Source organism: Arthrobacter sulfonylureivorans (genome assembly GCF_022637435.1).
In the GTDB taxonomy this organism is placed as follows: Bacteria; Actinomycetota; Actinomycetes; order Actinomycetales; family Micrococcaceae; genus Crystallibacter; species Crystallibacter sulfonylureivorans.
This window is the reverse complement of record NZ_CP093326.1, coordinates 1,270,558-1,285,255: the sequence shown is the minus strand read 5'-3', so window position 1 is coordinate 1,285,255 and position 14,698 is coordinate 1,270,558. Positions and strand designations below refer to the sequence as shown.

The 14,698-nt window shown below is 65.8% G+C and carries 17 protein-coding genes; 1 reads left to right on the top strand and 16 read right to left on the bottom strand.

Features of this window, described 5'->3' with window-relative positions; translation table 11 throughout:
* Positions 1-34: 34 nt before the first annotated feature.
* The 3 genes from MNQ99_RS06290 to MNQ99_RS06280 are packed head-to-tail and all read right to left on the bottom strand — an operon-like array spanning position 35 to position 3,000.
* A complete protein-coding gene (locus MNQ99_RS06290) occupies positions 35-778 on the bottom strand; it encodes an ABC transporter ATP-binding protein (protein ID WP_241914830.1) in 744 nt (247 codons plus the stop codon).
* The gene (locus MNQ99_RS06285) at positions 771-1,880 is read right to left on the bottom strand and encodes a FecCD family ABC transporter permease (RefSeq protein WP_422387499.1); all 1,110 of its coding nucleotides are present in this window, start codon (positions 1,878-1,880) and stop codon (positions 771-773) included. The genes MNQ99_RS06290 and MNQ99_RS06285 overlap by 8 nt, the downstream gene beginning before the upstream one ends.
* Positions 1,870-3,000: an ABC transporter substrate-binding protein gene (locus MNQ99_RS06280; protein WP_241914828.1), complete on the bottom strand. Its 1,131-nt coding sequence runs from the start codon at positions 2,998-3,000 to the stop codon at positions 1,870-1,872. Before MNQ99_RS06280 ends, MNQ99_RS06285 begins: the two co-directional genes overlap by 11 nt.
* Positions 3,001-3,296: 296 nt before the next feature.
* Here MNQ99_RS06280 and MNQ99_RS06275 point away from each other — a divergent pair, with 296 nt between their 5' ends.
* Positions 3,297-4,070: a DUF6390 family protein gene (locus MNQ99_RS06275; protein ID WP_241914827.1), complete on the top strand. Its 774-nt coding sequence runs from the start codon at positions 3,297-3,299 to the stop codon at positions 4,068-4,070.
* A 44-nt stretch (positions 4,071-4,114) separates the two neighbouring features.
* On the opposite strand, the gene MNQ99_RS06270 is transcribed toward MNQ99_RS06275, so the two are convergent.
* The 13 genes from MNQ99_RS06270 to MNQ99_RS06215 all read right to left on the bottom strand — a co-directional run bounded on the left by MNQ99_RS06270 (position 4,115) and on the right by MNQ99_RS06215 (position 14,383).
* A complete protein-coding gene (locus tag MNQ99_RS06270; RefSeq protein WP_241914826.1) occupies positions 4,115-4,471 on the bottom strand; it encodes a hypothetical protein in 357 nt (118 codons plus the stop codon).
* A 50-nt stretch (positions 4,472-4,521) separates the two neighbouring features.
* Complete coding sequence (locus MNQ99_RS06265; RefSeq protein WP_241914825.1) at positions 4,522-4,779, bottom strand: HypC/HybG/HupF family hydrogenase formation chaperone; 258 nt, start codon at positions 4,777-4,779, stop codon at positions 4,522-4,524.
* A gap of 12 nt (positions 4,780-4,791) precedes the next feature.
* A complete protein-coding gene (locus tag MNQ99_RS06260) occupies positions 4,792-5,334 on the bottom strand; it encodes a hydrogenase maturation protease (RefSeq protein ID WP_241914824.1) in 543 nt (180 codons plus the stop codon).
* Positions 5,331-5,450 (bottom strand): DUF6893 family small protein, encoded by a 120-nt coding sequence (locus MNQ99_RS19160; protein ID WP_422387498.1) that lies wholly within the window; start codon positions 5,448-5,450, stop codon positions 5,331-5,333. Before MNQ99_RS19160 ends, MNQ99_RS06260 begins: the two co-directional genes overlap by 4 nt.
* Complete coding sequence (locus tag MNQ99_RS06255) at positions 5,447-6,895, bottom strand: hypothetical protein (RefSeq protein ID WP_241914823.1); 1,449 nt, start codon at positions 6,893-6,895, stop codon at positions 5,447-5,449. Before MNQ99_RS06255 ends, MNQ99_RS19160 begins: the two co-directional genes overlap by 4 nt.
* Positions 6,892-7,548, bottom strand: coding sequence for a DUF6084 family protein (locus MNQ99_RS06250; RefSeq protein WP_241914822.1), 657 nt, complete (start codon positions 7,546-7,548; stop codon positions 6,892-6,894). The genes MNQ99_RS06255 and MNQ99_RS06250 overlap by 4 nt, the downstream gene beginning before the upstream one ends.
* Positions 7,545-8,201 carry a DUF5947 family protein gene (locus tag MNQ99_RS06245; protein WP_241914821.1) on the bottom strand — a complete coding sequence of 219 codons (657 nt, stop codon included), beginning with the start codon at positions 8,199-8,201 and terminating at the stop codon, positions 7,545-7,547. The genes MNQ99_RS06250 and MNQ99_RS06245 overlap by 4 nt, the downstream gene beginning before the upstream one ends.
* Before the next feature lies 1 nt (position 8,202).
* Positions 8,203-9,138 (bottom strand): NifU family protein, encoded by a 936-nt coding sequence (locus MNQ99_RS06240; protein ID WP_241914820.1) that lies wholly within the window; start codon positions 9,136-9,138, stop codon positions 8,203-8,205.
* Positions 9,139-9,144: 6 nt separating this feature from the next.
* Complete coding sequence (locus MNQ99_RS06235) at positions 9,145-10,938, bottom strand: nickel-dependent hydrogenase large subunit (RefSeq protein ID WP_241914819.1); 1,794 nt, start codon at positions 10,936-10,938, stop codon at positions 9,145-9,147.
* 33 nt (positions 10,939-10,971) lie between these two features.
* Positions 10,972-12,030, bottom strand: coding sequence for an NADH-quinone oxidoreductase subunit B family protein (locus MNQ99_RS06230; RefSeq protein ID WP_241914818.1), 1,059 nt, complete (start codon positions 12,028-12,030; stop codon positions 10,972-10,974).
* 29 nt (positions 12,031-12,059) lie between these two features.
* Positions 12,060-12,896 (bottom strand): hydrogenase nickel incorporation protein HypB, encoded by an 837-nt coding sequence (gene hypB, locus MNQ99_RS06225; protein ID WP_241914817.1) that lies wholly within the window; start codon positions 12,894-12,896, stop codon positions 12,060-12,062.
* Entirely contained in the window at positions 12,897-13,226 is a 330-nt protein-coding gene (locus tag MNQ99_RS06220) for a hydrogenase maturation nickel metallochaperone HypA/HybF (RefSeq protein WP_241914816.1), read from the bottom strand.
* Positions 13,227-13,366: 140 nt separating this feature from the next.
* Complete coding sequence (locus tag MNQ99_RS06215) at positions 13,367-14,383, bottom strand: HoxN/HupN/NixA family nickel/cobalt transporter (RefSeq protein WP_241914815.1); 1,017 nt, start codon at positions 14,381-14,383, stop codon at positions 13,367-13,369.
* Positions 14,384-14,698 lie beyond the last annotated feature (315 nt).

Below are 14,698 nucleotides of genomic sequence, written 5' to 3'. Positions count from 1 at the left end.
GCAATAGCGTTTGGCCACTCGGTACGGGAGCGGGTCAGCGTCCTCCGTAGTGGACAACGATGGTGCGCTGTTGCGTGTCACCGTCGTCGTACAGGACTGTGCTGACCGGAACGCCGTACAGCGCGGAAAGCTCCCCGTCGGTGAGCATCTCGTCCGCCGTCCCGGTTGTCGGCCCGGATCCGCCCATGAGTACCACCCGATCCGCCAGGTACAGCGCGTGGTCGGGGTGGTGCGTGCTCAGCAGTACGGTCATGCCGTCGGAGCACAGTTCGCGCAGCAGCGTCAGGATGCGGGCCTGATTTTTCAGGTCCAGGCCGGTGGCGGGCTCGTCGAGAACCAGGACGGGGCAGCCGGCGGCGATGGCGCGGGCTAGCAGGACCAGTTGCTGCTCGCCGCCGCTCAGGGTGGGGAACAGCCGGTCCTGCAGTTCAGCGATGCCGATCCGGTCCATCGCTTCCAGCGCAGCCGCTCGGTCGGCCGGTCCGGGCGAGCGGAAAAAGCGGACCTGCCGGGCCCGCCCCATGAGCACCATTTCCAGTGCGGGGTAGGCGAAGGCGGTCCCGTGGGCCTGCGGCACGTAGCCGGCGTCTCCGTCCCGGCGGACGGCGCCTTCCACCGGCGACAGCAAGCCGGCAGCGCAGCGCACCAGCGTGGTCTTTCCGCTGCCGTTAGGGCCCAGCACGGCCGTGGCGGTGCCGGCGTGGACTTTGAAGCTGACGCCGCGGAACGTCCATTCCCGCGGGCTGTAACCGAACCCTACGCCGTCAAGCTCAAGCACTGTCCCAGATCCTGTCCCGGTTTTGGCGCAGGAGGAGGAAGAACACCGGTGCACCGATCAGGGCGGTGAGCACTCCGAGCGGAATCTCCCCGGCCGTCAGCGTACGGGCGATGGTGTCGATCACGATGAGGTAGGCTCCGCCGAGCAGGAACGATACCGGCAGCAGCACCCGGTGGTCGGGCCCCACCCACATCCGGGCCACATGCGGGATGACCAGGCCCACCCAACTGACCGCTCCGCTGACGGCGACGGCGCCTGCGACCATCAGCGCGACTGCCACCAGCACCACCCAGCGCAGGGCCGCGGGCCGTAGCCCCAGCGCGGCAGCGTCGTCGTCGCCCAGGGAGAGCACATTGATCCGCCAGCGCAGAACCAAGAGCACGATGGTGCCGAGCAGGACCGGGATTGCCGCCACCAGGACCTTCGCGAAGGTAGCGGACGCAACGCTGCCGAGCAGCCAGAAGACGATGGCCGGCAGCGTGGTGTTCGGATCCGCGATGTAGGTAATGAAGGCGACAAGCGCGGAGAAAAAGGAGCCGATGACTACCCCGCCAAGCACGATCATCAGCAGGGGCGTCCCGCCGCGCCCGGATGTGATGAGGAAGAGCATGACGAGGGCCAGCAGTCCGAAGACGAACGCGCCGGAGACGAGCAGCAGGGAACCCAAACCGAGCAGCAGGGCCAACGCGCCGCCAAAGGATGCGCCGGACGACACACCAATAATCTCGGGACTGACCAGCGGGTTACGGAAGATAGCCTGCAGCGCGGCCCCGCCGATCGACAGCCCGGCCCCCACCAGCAGTGCGAGTAGGACCCGTGGCAGCCGCACCAGCACAACCACGCTCTCTTCCGTGGCGCTAACCTCGGGGGCTGCAGGGAAGATCTGGGCGGTGAGAATCTGAGCCACATGCCACAGCGGGACGTTGTAGCGGCCCACCGCCAGCGCCACCAGGCAGACTACTGTCAGCAGGCCGGCGGAGACCGCGATCGGGATGAAAATAGACGGGCCGCCGGGACGCTCACGCCTATCCCTGCGGAGAGGGGAACGGCGAGCCGCCTTTCGCCGTTTTTTCGACCGTGGATGGGCCGCCTCATCCAGCATTGAACTGCTGATAGTCGGCGGATTGGCGGTTCTGCTCGGTCCAGAGGATCCGATCGAGGTCCGCGTTGGTGGGCCGGTAGTTGTAGAGCATCCGGTAGTAGTCGGTAGTCTTGCCGCGCAAGCCGGACTGCTCCTGCGGGAAGGCGATGTCGCCGAGCCAGTGCCACATGAGCGGAGATTCCTGGCCCGGCGGATCCCAGCGGTAACCGCCGAGCGGAACCTTGTAGACCCGCCGGGACCGGACCGCGGCGACGTTCTTCCAGACCGGATCGTCGTACACGTCCTGCGGCATGGCGCCGTCGAAATTACCCAGCAGGATGACCTCCGGATCCCAGCTCAGGACTTGTTCCACGTCCAGCCCCACCATCCCGGTACCAGGCAGCGGGTCCTCGCCGGTGGCCGGATTGCTGCCGCCTATCAGCTTGATGTAGAAGTCGTTGTAGGTCTTGGCGGCCGCCGCTTTGAGCCCGCCCACGAATCGGTTGAAGTACAGGATACTCGGCCCGGGTCCGCTGCGTCCGGCCGCGAGTTCCTTGACCTCCGCGAGTTCCCGATCGCTGTGGTCCTTGATCTCTGTGGCCCGTTCCGGCTTCCCGAGCATGGCGGAAAACATGGCGATCCAAGCGTCCACGTCCTCCTGCTTGCCGTTGTTGACCAGGCCGATCACTTTCAGCCCGGCGTTTTCCAAGGGGGCCACCAGTTGGGCATCGCTCCATTGGATAACGACGTCGGGGTTCAGCGCCCGGACGCTTTCGACGTTGGGCGTGAAATCCTGCGTGGCGATCTCGTGTGGAAGCTCCAAGGCTTGGGGGAACATGGTGCCGAGGATGCCGTCGCGCATGGCGACCCAGGATGCGTTGTGCATGGCGGCCAGATGGTCTGCGCCGCCGTCCACCGCCACCAGCAGGGAGGCGGCCGGCATGGGGATGGTCACCACGCTGGTGACGGGCCGTTCGAAGGTGATGGTCCGGCCCTGCTGATCACGGAAGCTGATGCCTGCAGACGTGCCTTCGGTCTGTGCCGGTTCGGTGCGGCCGGCACCGCATCCGGCTAAAAAGGCGATGCCGCCCCCTATCCCGATGACCTGCAGGATTGACCGGCGGTCGATTTCAGCGGTCATGGGCACGCTCCCCGGATGCTGTCGCGTTTCGCCGTTGCGGCATCAGGGATGCTGAGGCCGCGGTGCTTCAGTGTAAACAGCATCGTCCTCGGGGTCAGGCCTGTCAACGACTCGACGAGCCCCATCTACTGCGCAAGCGAACCGGGGCGCGCGCCTCAGTGAGGTGATGAGCCGCAGAGCACCTTCCCCAGCGGCGGCCGAAAATGGGCCGAAGCTGATTGGGGGTGCATGTTCCTTGCCGGTGTGTCAATCCCGGTGCTACCGTCGAAGCACGCATCAGCGGAAGGTGGCACACCATGGTCATCGACGGCGCCCAGTTGTTTGTCCGTTACGCTTACCCGCCCAATGCCCGGGGCAGCTGCGGTCCTCTGGACAGCGATGCGCTGCTCCACTACGGACAGACCGGAGTCACCGATCAGGGCCTCCGCGAGCTCGCGAAAGGTTTCGCCGGAGCCTACCCGTATCTGGAGCTGATCGCCGGATCGAACGGCATCCCGGATCCGTTGGACCGGCGCGTCGTCGAGGCCTATTGGGTGGGCAATGGCCTGTTGGATTCCGTGGGGATCCGGAACATGGGCAATTCCATGGAGGACCGCTTCCGCGCCCGGACCGGCCAACAGTTCCCGCACTTGGTGGAAGGGGTTCTGGCCGGCGGCGTTCCCCACCACAGCTTCCATGTCTTCGAGATTTACCCATGGTTGGGTTTACTGCGTGACGAGCGGCGTTACGCCACGGCGCTCACCGTGCTCGACCGCTGCCGGATCCGCTGGGGACAGGTCCGCGGCATTGCCGGTGACGAGGCCGTGGTCAGCTCGCCCCAGCTGGTCTGGAAGGGCACGTTACTCTCCGTCGGGGACCCGGTGGTCGAGACTGCGAAATTCGCCGTGGCGGGGACTGGTTTCGTGGAAAAGCTCAATGTCGGGGATGTCGTCTCCCTTCATTGGGACTGGGTGTGTGATGTCCTGACCCCGCGTGGCCTGCGGCAGCTGCAGCACTTCACCGCCCGGCACCTGGAGATCGCCAACCAGGGCGTCGAGCATCGGGGCGCGGCGATCGCGCTCGAACATTAGCCCCAGGAACGTTACCCCGGGAACGTTGCCCTGGCGTCCAGAGGCTACGGTGCCTGTGGAGCGGCCTCCCCCGATGCGTCATCGGTGTCGACGCCGGAGGAATCGCGGGTCGTCGACGTGCCCGTAGGACGCCCGGACGGTCCCTTGGTCCCGGTGTCCTCCCGGCCTGGCTCTTTGCCGTCCTGCTCCACCACTTCTTCGCCGCCGCGGGTCATGCTCGCGCCGACCCCTTCCGGAGCCATCTTGGCGTCGGCGGGAGTCTCCTCCTGGCCGGGTTGCTCCGGTTCTTTCGCCGGAGGCTCGCTGCCCCAGGCGCGGGCGGTGCCTTTGTTGTCGTTGCCCTGCCGGTCGGTCTCGTGCCCGCGCTGTTCACCGGACTCGGACGGTTGTTCCTCGGACATGGTCTCTCCTCCTCGATAGACGGTGCTGTTCGAATTCCAGCAAGCGCGGTCTAGGGCAACCCGTCCCCGGAATCCCGCTCTTGCCCCATCAATTCGAGGCCGGTCATCGCCTCCTCCGCGCCCTCTTCATCCACCCGCTTCAAGGCGAAGCCCATGTGGATCAGGATCCAGCTGCCGACTTCCGGCGGGCCGTCGTCCAGCAGCCCGATGTTGATTTTCCGCTCCGCCCCGGCAACATCCACGAGGGCGAGCTGGCCGCCGTAACCTTCGACGAGCTCGATGACCCGCCCCGGTATTCCTAGGCACATCGCGGTACCTCCTTAGGTGGGATGGGAAACGTTTCCTTCGAGGAGTGTGACGACGGCAGCCATCGCCTTCGGGACGGCGGCCGCTACCGCTGGCGAGAGCCCGATGCCTTCCGTCGTATCGGCCGGCACGCAGCCGACGACGTAGGTTGGCGGCAGTTTGCCGCCGAGGGAGCGCAGCCGGTTCAACACCGCGGCGGGATCCATGCCATGGGGATCCAGCGGCCCGGCTTCCGCGAGGTCTTCGGCACCGACGTGCAGGACCCGGATGCTGCCCGGTTCTGCATCGTGCGGATCGGGAGGGACGGTATCCACCAGGACCAGTGCGTCCACGCCGGCCAGCAGGTCGTACGCCAGATGCATCCCCCGGATTCCATAGTCGACCACCTGCACTCCGGGCCATTGGCCGGCCGCGGCTGCGGCCAGGCGCCGTGCGACCTCCGGGCCGAAGCCGTCGTCGCGCAGGAACATGTTGCCGACGCCGGCCACCAGGGTCCGTCCTGTGAGATCCGCGGAGGTATCGCCGGCGGGTGCGCGCGGTTGGAGCCGGGTGTTCACATCCGGCTCAGCTTCAAGTAGCGCCGGATGTCCGGGAGCGACCGCAGCCCGACGTAGACGAGGCCGAGCGCGACGGCGGAAAGCACGCCCGTGGCCACTATGCCTACTGCTCTCATGATTGGTTTTCCCTTCCGTGCCGGGGTTCGATCTGTCGGCCGGACGGGGCAGGGTCAAGAGGCTCCAGTTCGTCCGGCGCGTAGTAGAAGGATCGGCCGTAGCCCTCGTGCAGGTCGGCTGCAGGGTCCTCTTCGAAGACCAGGCCGATATGAGTGCTGCCGTCGACGTCGAAATGGACGCTGGTGACTCTTGCCGACTGGCCGGCGAAGAAGAGATCCTGGGCATCTGCCCGCCGGCCCGGTTTCACCCGCACCCGGCTGCCGCGGGCGACCGGAACGCTGCCGATCAGCACGGCGTCCTCGTCGGGATGGACGCTGGCGTCCGCTGCGGGATCCCACCACGGAAGGCTCTCGGATCCGCTGGTGTCCCCTGATCCGGCCACCGGCTCTTCGGTGAGCGTCGGGAAGGCCGGGGCGTGGGGATCGCGCAGGACGCCGTGCAGCTGCTGCAGCTGCTCGGGCGACATCGCGGCGCAGCGGTCGATCACCGCTGCCGCCCGCGGATCGGTGGCCCGGGCCTCTGCCTTTTCCTCTTCCGTCAGGGTCAGCACCCGCAGGGTGAGGATCTCGTCGATCTCCGTCGAGTCGTACAGCTCCACCGAGCTTTCCGGGGCGACGGCGGGATGGTCGTAGAGGATGATGGGCGAGATGAGCAGCACGTCGGTCTGGCCTTCGGGTCCGGCGAGGACCGGCCAGCAACGGTGCTGCGTGCAGGACCGCGCCGCGGCTGCTGCCGCTTCCGGAGGCTCGAGCAGGGAGAGGAAATCCCCGTCCTGCAGCGTCAGCAGAGCGTGGGTTCCGATGAAGGACAAGGCGATCGCGTCCTGTTTGTCTGCGGCTCCGGGCGTGTCCGTAGCCGGACCGAGGTTTTCCGCGGTGACACGCAGCCGAATGACCCCGTCGGCGTGTGGCCTCGCGGTCAGCCTGACCTCTCCGCGGAGCCGACGACGGCGGCGCTCTAGCCGCCCGGCAATCTGCCCGACGCTGTCGGTGAGCAGCTCCGTGTCCCGGCCGGCCGGCACGTCGACCGGCAGTGCCAGCCCGTCTCCCTGCGGGCCGGCCAGGTCAGCCAGGGCAAACGGACCCAGAACAATTTCCTGCTCCACGGCTTCGTCCCAGGTCAGCCACTGGTTGGCACCCAGGGTGAGCTGTCCGACGGCCCCGAACGCGCCGTCGTCGCCCTTTTCCTCCACGGTCCGGGTCTGCAGCTGGAGGAAGCGCAGGTGCACCTCCAGTGACGCGTTCCGGCCAGCCGTGAGCAGGCAGTCCGCGGACATGTCCGGTTCCTCACCGATCCCCGCCACCGCGGCGCCGGGTGGGCCGAGGATACCGAACTGCCAGCGCGCCTGGTTCTTCCGGGACGACGCGCGGTACGGGTAGAGCAGGTACCCCTCGTAGAGAACAGCATCGGCGACGGCGCGTGCCAGACTCAGTCCCATGTTCATCGCGGCGGCTCATCCACAACGTTTGCGGTGGCGCCGGCCAGCAGCGCCTCCACGGTCGCTTCCCAGGAGGTGAGCCCCCGGGCCGCCTTGAAACGGGCCAACGATGCGAGCACCTCGCGGTGCAGCCGGAGCCAGCCGGTGTTGGGGAAGTGCAGGTCCATGAGCCGGCGCCACGCCTCCACCGGCAGCTGGTAGGAAGCCTCGAGGTCCCACGGAACCTGTTCCACCGTGAACCCGGTCTGGCCTCTGGTGAAGACGGTGCCGGAGAACAGCAATTCCAACGGGATCATGCCCTCTTGCAGGGCGTTCAGGTATTTGGATGCCGCGACCTCGAAATCGAACGTACAGGGCAGCGGCAGATCCACGTCAGTGCTGTCGGTAAAGCCCTGGACCAGGGCGCTGCACCGCAGCCACAGGAAGGACTTCAGAGTCGAGGGCCAGCGGCCGCGCTCGCCGAAGAGATCCAGCAGCCCGGGTTCCTCGCCCGGGCCATAGCCGCGCCGCTGCGGCAGAATGCGGACCTGGCAGCGCAGCGCGATCGCATGGACGACGGCGCCGCTGGACTCGGTGACGCGCAGCCGGGCCGTCAGCTGGGGGGCCGCCGAGTAGGGCTCGGGCTGGATATCGAGGACCGTGAAGGACAAATCGGTCACGGCAACTCCCCCGGCCCGGCGCCGCCCCGGTCCTCCTCGTGAACCGGCCGGCACCGGCTCTGGACCTGGTTGAAGAACATCCTGAGTTGCTCGCGGGACTGCTGCCCGCCGTCGAACCCGCGCCACACACGGCGCAACTGGCCCACCAGTTCGTAGCAGGCGTCCACCGGAACCAAGTAGCAGTCCGCCTGTGCCCGCTCGGGTCCAGGACCGCGGATCAGCAGCGCCTCCGTATCAGCGGCGGCGACGGACAGGTGCGGATTGCGCGCCAACACCGCTCCCCACGCCTCCAGCGAAAGTTCGGATTCGGTGGCTCCCGCCGGACCCGGATAGAAGGCGACCGTTCGCTCCAACTTGGAACTGTAGAAGAAGAAGGCCAGGCCCACCGGGATTTCGAGCTCCTCCCACTGGCCGGGGCCGAGCTCGAAGTCGGGGAAGGAGAGGTAGCGGTCCGGGACGGCGCGGTAGCGGAGCCGGGCGTCGGCATCGATGAAGAGGAGGTAGCACGGCCGGCAGGTGCACAGCATGCCGCGGCTTTCCACATCGACGACGTGCTGGTGTTCTTCCGTAATGGGCTCGCCGCACATCTCGCAGCGCTCGCCCGCGGGGGCAGGTTTGGTGGCTGCGATCCTGCGCAGCAGCGCAATATCCATCTCAGCCTCCGTGCCCGGCGGACACCGGGACGGCCACGCACATCACGCCGCCACGGCTGAGCAGGGGCAGCGGATCCAGATGCATGGCCTTGTCCTCCAGACAGGCACCGGCCTGCCGCACGTCGAAGTGGCTGCGGCAGGACGGGCAGCGCAGCAGGCCACCGCCGACCGGTGCCGCGAGTGCACGCTGCAGCGTCGCGCCTTCCAGCGAGCGGGTGCACCGCGGGCAGTAGTCGCGGTAGGCATACACGTCCTGCCCGGTCCGGCAAGCCAGAAGGGAATACCCGCCGCCGACCAGGAAGCCCGCAACCTCCCCGGGTTCCAGCTCGGCGAGCTGGGGCAGGGGCTCCCAGGAACCCGTTGGCTGGTCCCCGGAACCATCGGCTTCCCGGTTCAGCCGGACCAGCAGCGCGTCCACGGGGATCACGGCCGGCGAGGCGGCGGTCCTTTCGGCCTCGACGACCTCGATCGCCGCCACTTCCGGGGCAGCCGCTTCAATCGCATCCTCGACCGCGTACTTGAGGGTGACGGACGACGACGGGCACCCCTGGCAGGTGCCCAACAGGCGCAGCCGCACCACGCCGTCGTCGTTGATTTCCAGCAGTTCCACGTCGCCGCCGTGTGAACCAAGGTAGGGGCGGACGCTGTCCAGCGCGGCGGCAACCCTGGTCTGCAGGTCCTGCGGGTGCAGCCCGTGGATGAGCAGCACAGCGGACACCAGCTCATCCGAGGTCAGCGCCTGCATGGTGGCGGGATCTAGCGCTCCGCGGTCCTTGAGGATTTCCAGCAGCCGTTCCAGCCCCGCTCCGTACAGGTCAGCCACCTCGCGGACCAGATCCTCCGCGCGTCCGCGGGCGACGGCGCCGCCAGCCCCGAGCGCGTCCAAAAGCGTGCCGATGCGGTCACCGATCTGGCGTGGCTGCTCCCCCGCTGGCATGGCAGGTCACTCGCCGGTCATCGTCTGGGTTGGTGAATGCAGTTTGTCCAAGGTCTGCCCCTTGCCCAGGTACATGTGGACGCCGCACGGCAGGCAGGGGTCGAAGCTACGCACCGTGCGCATGATGTCGATCCCCTTGAAATGCTCGCGGTCGTTCTCCTCGAAGATGGGCTGCCCCTGGACCGCGTCCTCATACGGCCCGGAGATGCCCTGGGAATCCGTGGGGCTCGCGTTCCACGGGGTCGGCGGGTACGGGTGGTAGTTGGCGATCTTGCCGTCGCGGATCACCATGTGATGCGAAAGCACGCCGCGCACGGCCTCGGTGAAGCCGCAGCTGAAGGCCTCGTCGGGGACCTCGAAGGTTTCCCAGGTCTTGGTCCTTCCGGCCCGTATCTCTTCGAGCGCCTGCTCGGCGAAATGCAGTGCGGCCGCGGCGGCATAGGCCTGGAAGTACGTCCGAGCCCGGTTGCGCTCCAGCGTGTTGCTCCATTGCGGGGTGTGCCATTCGAAGGATACCGGCCCCTTCAGCGCGGTCTTGGGCAGGTTGATCTGCACGCTGTGGCCGGTGGCCTTGATGTATCCGATGTCGACCAGCCCCGCCAGCGCCGTCGACCAGAGCCGGGCCAGCGGACCGCCGCCGGTGTCCAGGGCGAGGTTCTCCGTGCCGTCGAACCAGCGCGGGGACATGACCCAGCTGTACTTCTCCGCCAGGTCGCGCTTCTGCGGCTTCGGGTTGGTGTGCTGGTTCCATGGGTGCCGGCGGTCCACCGGATTGCCCAGCGGATCCCGCGTCACGAACATCTCCTGGCCTTCCCAATCCTCGTAGTACGAGGAGCCGAGCATGATTCGTATTCCGAGGTTGATCCGCACCAGGTCAGTGGTCACCAGATTTCCGTCAACCACGACGCCGGGCGTCACGAACATCTTCCGGCCCCAGTCCGTCATGTCCTTGTACTCGAAATTGCAGAACTCCGGATCCTGGAAGGCACCCCAGCAGCCGAGCAGGGTGCGCCGCAGGCCCACCTGCTCGTAGCCTGGCAGGGCCTCGTAGAAAAAGTCGAAGAGGTCGTCATGCATCGGCACAACCTTCTTCATGAACTCGACGTAGCGCATCAGCCGGGTGATGTAGTCGGTCATGAGCTGGATGGTCGCCACCGTGCCGACGCCACCCGGGTAGAGCGTTGACGGGTGGACGTGGCGTCCCTCCATCAGGCAGAACATCTCACGCGTGAGCCGGCTGACTTGCAGGGCCTCCCGGTAGAACTCGCCGGTGAACGGGTTCAACGAGCGCATGATGTCCGCGATCGTACGGTAGCCGTGGTCAGCTTCGTGCGGGGCGCGGGTGTTCTCCGCCTTCGCCAGCACGCCGGGGTTGGTTTCGGAGACCATCTTTTCGCAGTAGTCCACGCCGACGAGGTTCTCCTGGAAGATGTTGTGGTCGAACATGTACTCGGCCGCTTCGCCGAGGTTCACGATCCACTCGCCCAGATTCGGGGGTTTCACGCCGTAGGCCATGTTCTGGGCGTAGCAGGAGCAGGTGGCATGGTTGTCGCCGCAGATGCCGCAGATCCGGCTGGTGATGAAGTGGGCGTCGCGGGGATCCTTGCCCTTCATGAACAAGGAGTAGCCGCGGAAGATCGAGGACGTGCTGCGGCACTCGACAACCTGGTTGTTCTCGAAATCGATCTTGGTGTAGATGCCGAGGCTGCCGACGATCCGGGTGATGGGGTCCCATGCCATCTCCACCAGGTTGTTGCCGCCTGTGCTGCTCTGGGAAGGCGTTGGAATTGTGGAGGTCATTTTGCTTCGCCTTGTCTGGAAGTAGCCGGTCGGTTACCAGGTGCGCCGGGCACCGGTCAGGAGTTCACGTCCGGGCCGGCGCCACTTGGGTTCCTTGTCCAGCGTGTTGGCCGTGATGCCTCGCAAGGCCTTGATCGCCGCACCGTAGGGGCGGACGGCGTTGGTTGACAGCTTGCCGCCGGGCGGCTCGTCCATGAAAGGCATGAACTTGTCCGGGAATCCCGGCATCGTGCATCCGATGCAGATGCCGCCGACGTTGGGGCAGCCGCCGAGGCCATTCATCCAGCCGCGCTTGGGGACGTTGCATTTGACCACGGGTCCCCAGCAGCCGAGCTTGACGATGCACTTCGGCGACCCGTATTCCGTGGCGAAGTCGGCCTGCTCGTAGTAACCGGCGCGGTCGCAGCCTTCATGGACCGTCTTGCCGAACAGCCAGGTGGGGCGCAGCGCCTCGTCCAGCGGAATCGGCGGTGCCTGTCCCGTAGCTTGGTAGAGCAGATAGGTGATGGTTTCCGAGAGGTTGTCCGGTTGGATGGGACATCCCGGGACGCAGACGATGGGTATGCCCGCTTTGGATTTCCAGTCGTAACCCAGATAATCCGGCACTCCCATGGCACCGGTCGGATTGCCGGCCATCGCATGGATGCCGCCGTACGTGGCGCAGGTACCGGCCGCGATGATCGCGGTGGCTTTCGGCGCAAGCCGGTCCAGCCACTCGCTGGTGGTGATCGGCTGTCCGGTCTCCACATCATTGCCGAAGCCGCACCAGTAGCCGCCGGGATCGTGGAGCTGCTCGTTCGGGATGGAGCCCTCGACCACCAGGACGAACGGCTCCAGTTCGCCGCGGTCCGCCTTGCGGAACCACTCGAGGAAGTCGTCGGCCCCTTCCTGGGGCCCGCACTCAAAGTCGATCAGCGGCCAGTGCATAGCGATCCTGGGCAACCCGGGCAGCGCGCCGAGCGCAATCTCCTCGACGCTGGGCTGGGTGGCCGCCGTCAGCGCGACCGAATCTCCGTCGCAACTGAGCCCCGCGTTGATCCACAGCACGTGGATGAGTGCTTCTTCGGCCTGCAAGGAAGTTTCGGTAGGCATCGGTGCCTCCTTCAGAGCCCTTGAAGGACTCAGTGAGCGTCTGTAGTCAGTGACCCGGTCAGGGGTTCCGGCTCGGGTGAGTCGCCTTCGAGCCACTCATACCAGCGGGGCAGCCCCTCGCCGGTGGTGGCCGAAACGACCATAAATTCGGTCCGCGGATTAAGCTGGCGGATGCGCTCCAGGCACGCACTGGTATCGAAATCCACGTAGGGCAACAAGTCCGACTTATTGACGATCACCAAGTCGGCCGCCATGAACATGTGCGGGTACTTCTGGGGTTTATCATCACCTTCCGTCACCGAAATGATCACCACCTTGGCGGCTTCGCCAAGGTCGAAGAGCGCCGGACAGACGAGGTTGCCGACGTTCTCGATGAACACCGTCGAATCCATGGCCGGGTCCAGAGCATCGAGTCCTCGGCGGAGCATGTCGGCATCGAGATGGCAGCCAGCCCCCGTGTTGATCTGGATGACAGGCCGCCCGAGCGCACGGATCCGGTCGGCATCCAGGGACGTTTCCTGGTCGCCTTCGATAACGCCGGCCTGCAGCCTGTCGCCTAGTTCCTGAAGTGTCCTGACAAGCAGCGTGGTCTTGCCAGCGCCGGGCGAGCTCATCACATTGAGGGCGCGGATGCTCCGGCCCTCCAACCAGCCGCGGTTCCGGGCGGCCAGCAGGTCGTTTTTGGCGAGCAGATCCTGCTCAAGCAGAATGGTTTGCGGGCCGCTGGCGGCATGCCCGTGGGCGTGTTCATGGGCATGCTCATGAGGATGGCTGTGGGGATGCGGATGGTCGTGGCCAGCCGAGGCAATCTCGAGGCCCGAAACCCGCGTGTTTTCTGCGTCTCCACAGCCACAGGTGGTACACATCTATGCCACCTCCACCGATGTCACCGCAAGTTCACGGCCGCCGAGGACTTCCACGTCGGCACTGCCGCAGGGGCACAACAAAATCAGGTCTTCTAGCAGGAAATCACGCTTGCAGTTGCGGCACCGACCCTGGCCGCGGGGCTCATCGATCTTCAGCTGCGCCCCGGCCAGTGTTGTGCCGGCGGAGGCGACTTCAAAGCAGAAGCGCATAGCGTCCGGAAGCACACCCGAGAGCGCCCCAATGCGAAGATTCACGAGGGTAACCTGCCGATCACCTGTTCGCTCCAGGACGGCGTCGATAAGGCTTTCCGTAAGTGAGAGCTCATGCATGGGTCTGCCACCTCGTGAACTCCAAGATAGGCGCGTGAGGGACAATGCGCAACCATCGGCGTTGACTCATCAAAGCTGCCCGCGTAGCTGCTATCGAAGAATCACGTGGGAATGGCTGCCTAGCGTCGCGTCTTTGATAGTTAGTCCGGCAGCGAATAGCGGGCCTCGACTTTGCCCAGTTTCCAGTACGCGGCCGCGGCCAGCCAGGTTGCCGCGAACAGCCCGCAGATCAGGAAGCCGAAGTTTTCCAGATTCACGGAAGCGACCCAGGCAACGGGACCGCTCTCTACCTGCATTCTCTCGGCCACCAGTCCCAACAGTCCTACCCCGCCGACGAGGAAAGCCACAATGACGGAGGTGCCGGTGACCATAAGGTTGTAGTACACCTTCCGGACCGGGCACGCGTAGGCCCATTGATAGGCCCGGTGCATGAAGATGCCATCGAGCGTGTCGAACAAAGTCATGCCGGCGGTGAACAAAACCGGCAGGACGAGAACCACATACCAGGGGGCGGTCAGGGCGGCGCTGCCTCCGATCACAAACAACCCAATCGTCGTTGCCGTATCGAACCCCAGCCCGAACAACACACCGATGGGATACATCTTCCAAGGCCGGTCGATCTGTCGGGACAGCGGTGCCAATACCCGGTTAAGGAGGCCGCGGTGTTGCAGCAGCTCCTCGATTTCAGCTTCGTTGTATTCGCCAATCCTGAGCTGGCGGAATACGCGGGCGATCCCGATGAGCGAATACAGGTTCAGTGAACCGATCAGCAGCAGGAACAGTCCGGAGACGATCACACCCCAAACTCCGGTGATAGACGCGAGCAACGAATCGCCGTCGGAAATCTGGTCGGCCAACCTATTCAGCCCGGCGGCAAGCAGCGTGACAGCAACGATCACAACGGTCGAATGCCCCAAGGCGAACCAGAACCCTACGGACACCGGCCGGCGGCCCTCCCCCACCAGCTTGCGCGTGGTGTTGTCCACCGCCGCGATGTGGTCGGCGTCAAACGCGTGGCGCGCCCCCAGGATGAATGCCGTAAACGCCAGTCCGAGGCCGAAAGGCGCCCGGTCGGCCACTTCGTACTGCCCAGGTAATACGACGGCGAAGAACATGCCCCACCCGACGACCAACAGGAACGCTATCACCGAGGCCATGCCCAAGATACTGCGCCGGCTACCTGCCTGTCTTTGGAGGTGACGTTTCACGATTTCCTGCCACTCTGGCCGCATGACTGCTTAGCCTGTGGAATATCTATGGAGCACCTCCGCCCAGAATGCAGACCGCGCATCTGCCATGTCAAGAGCCCGCGTTGACTCATCAAAGATGCTGTCCGCTCCGCCGCCGCTTCACTCCCCGGCAGGTGATCGAGGCGCTGCGGCTTTGCTGGTCCACTCGGGGCTGCCGCCCGGACGGCTGCACGCGAGGACGCTTCCCGCCTCCCCGGTTGCGCTGGTTCGAGGACTGCAGAT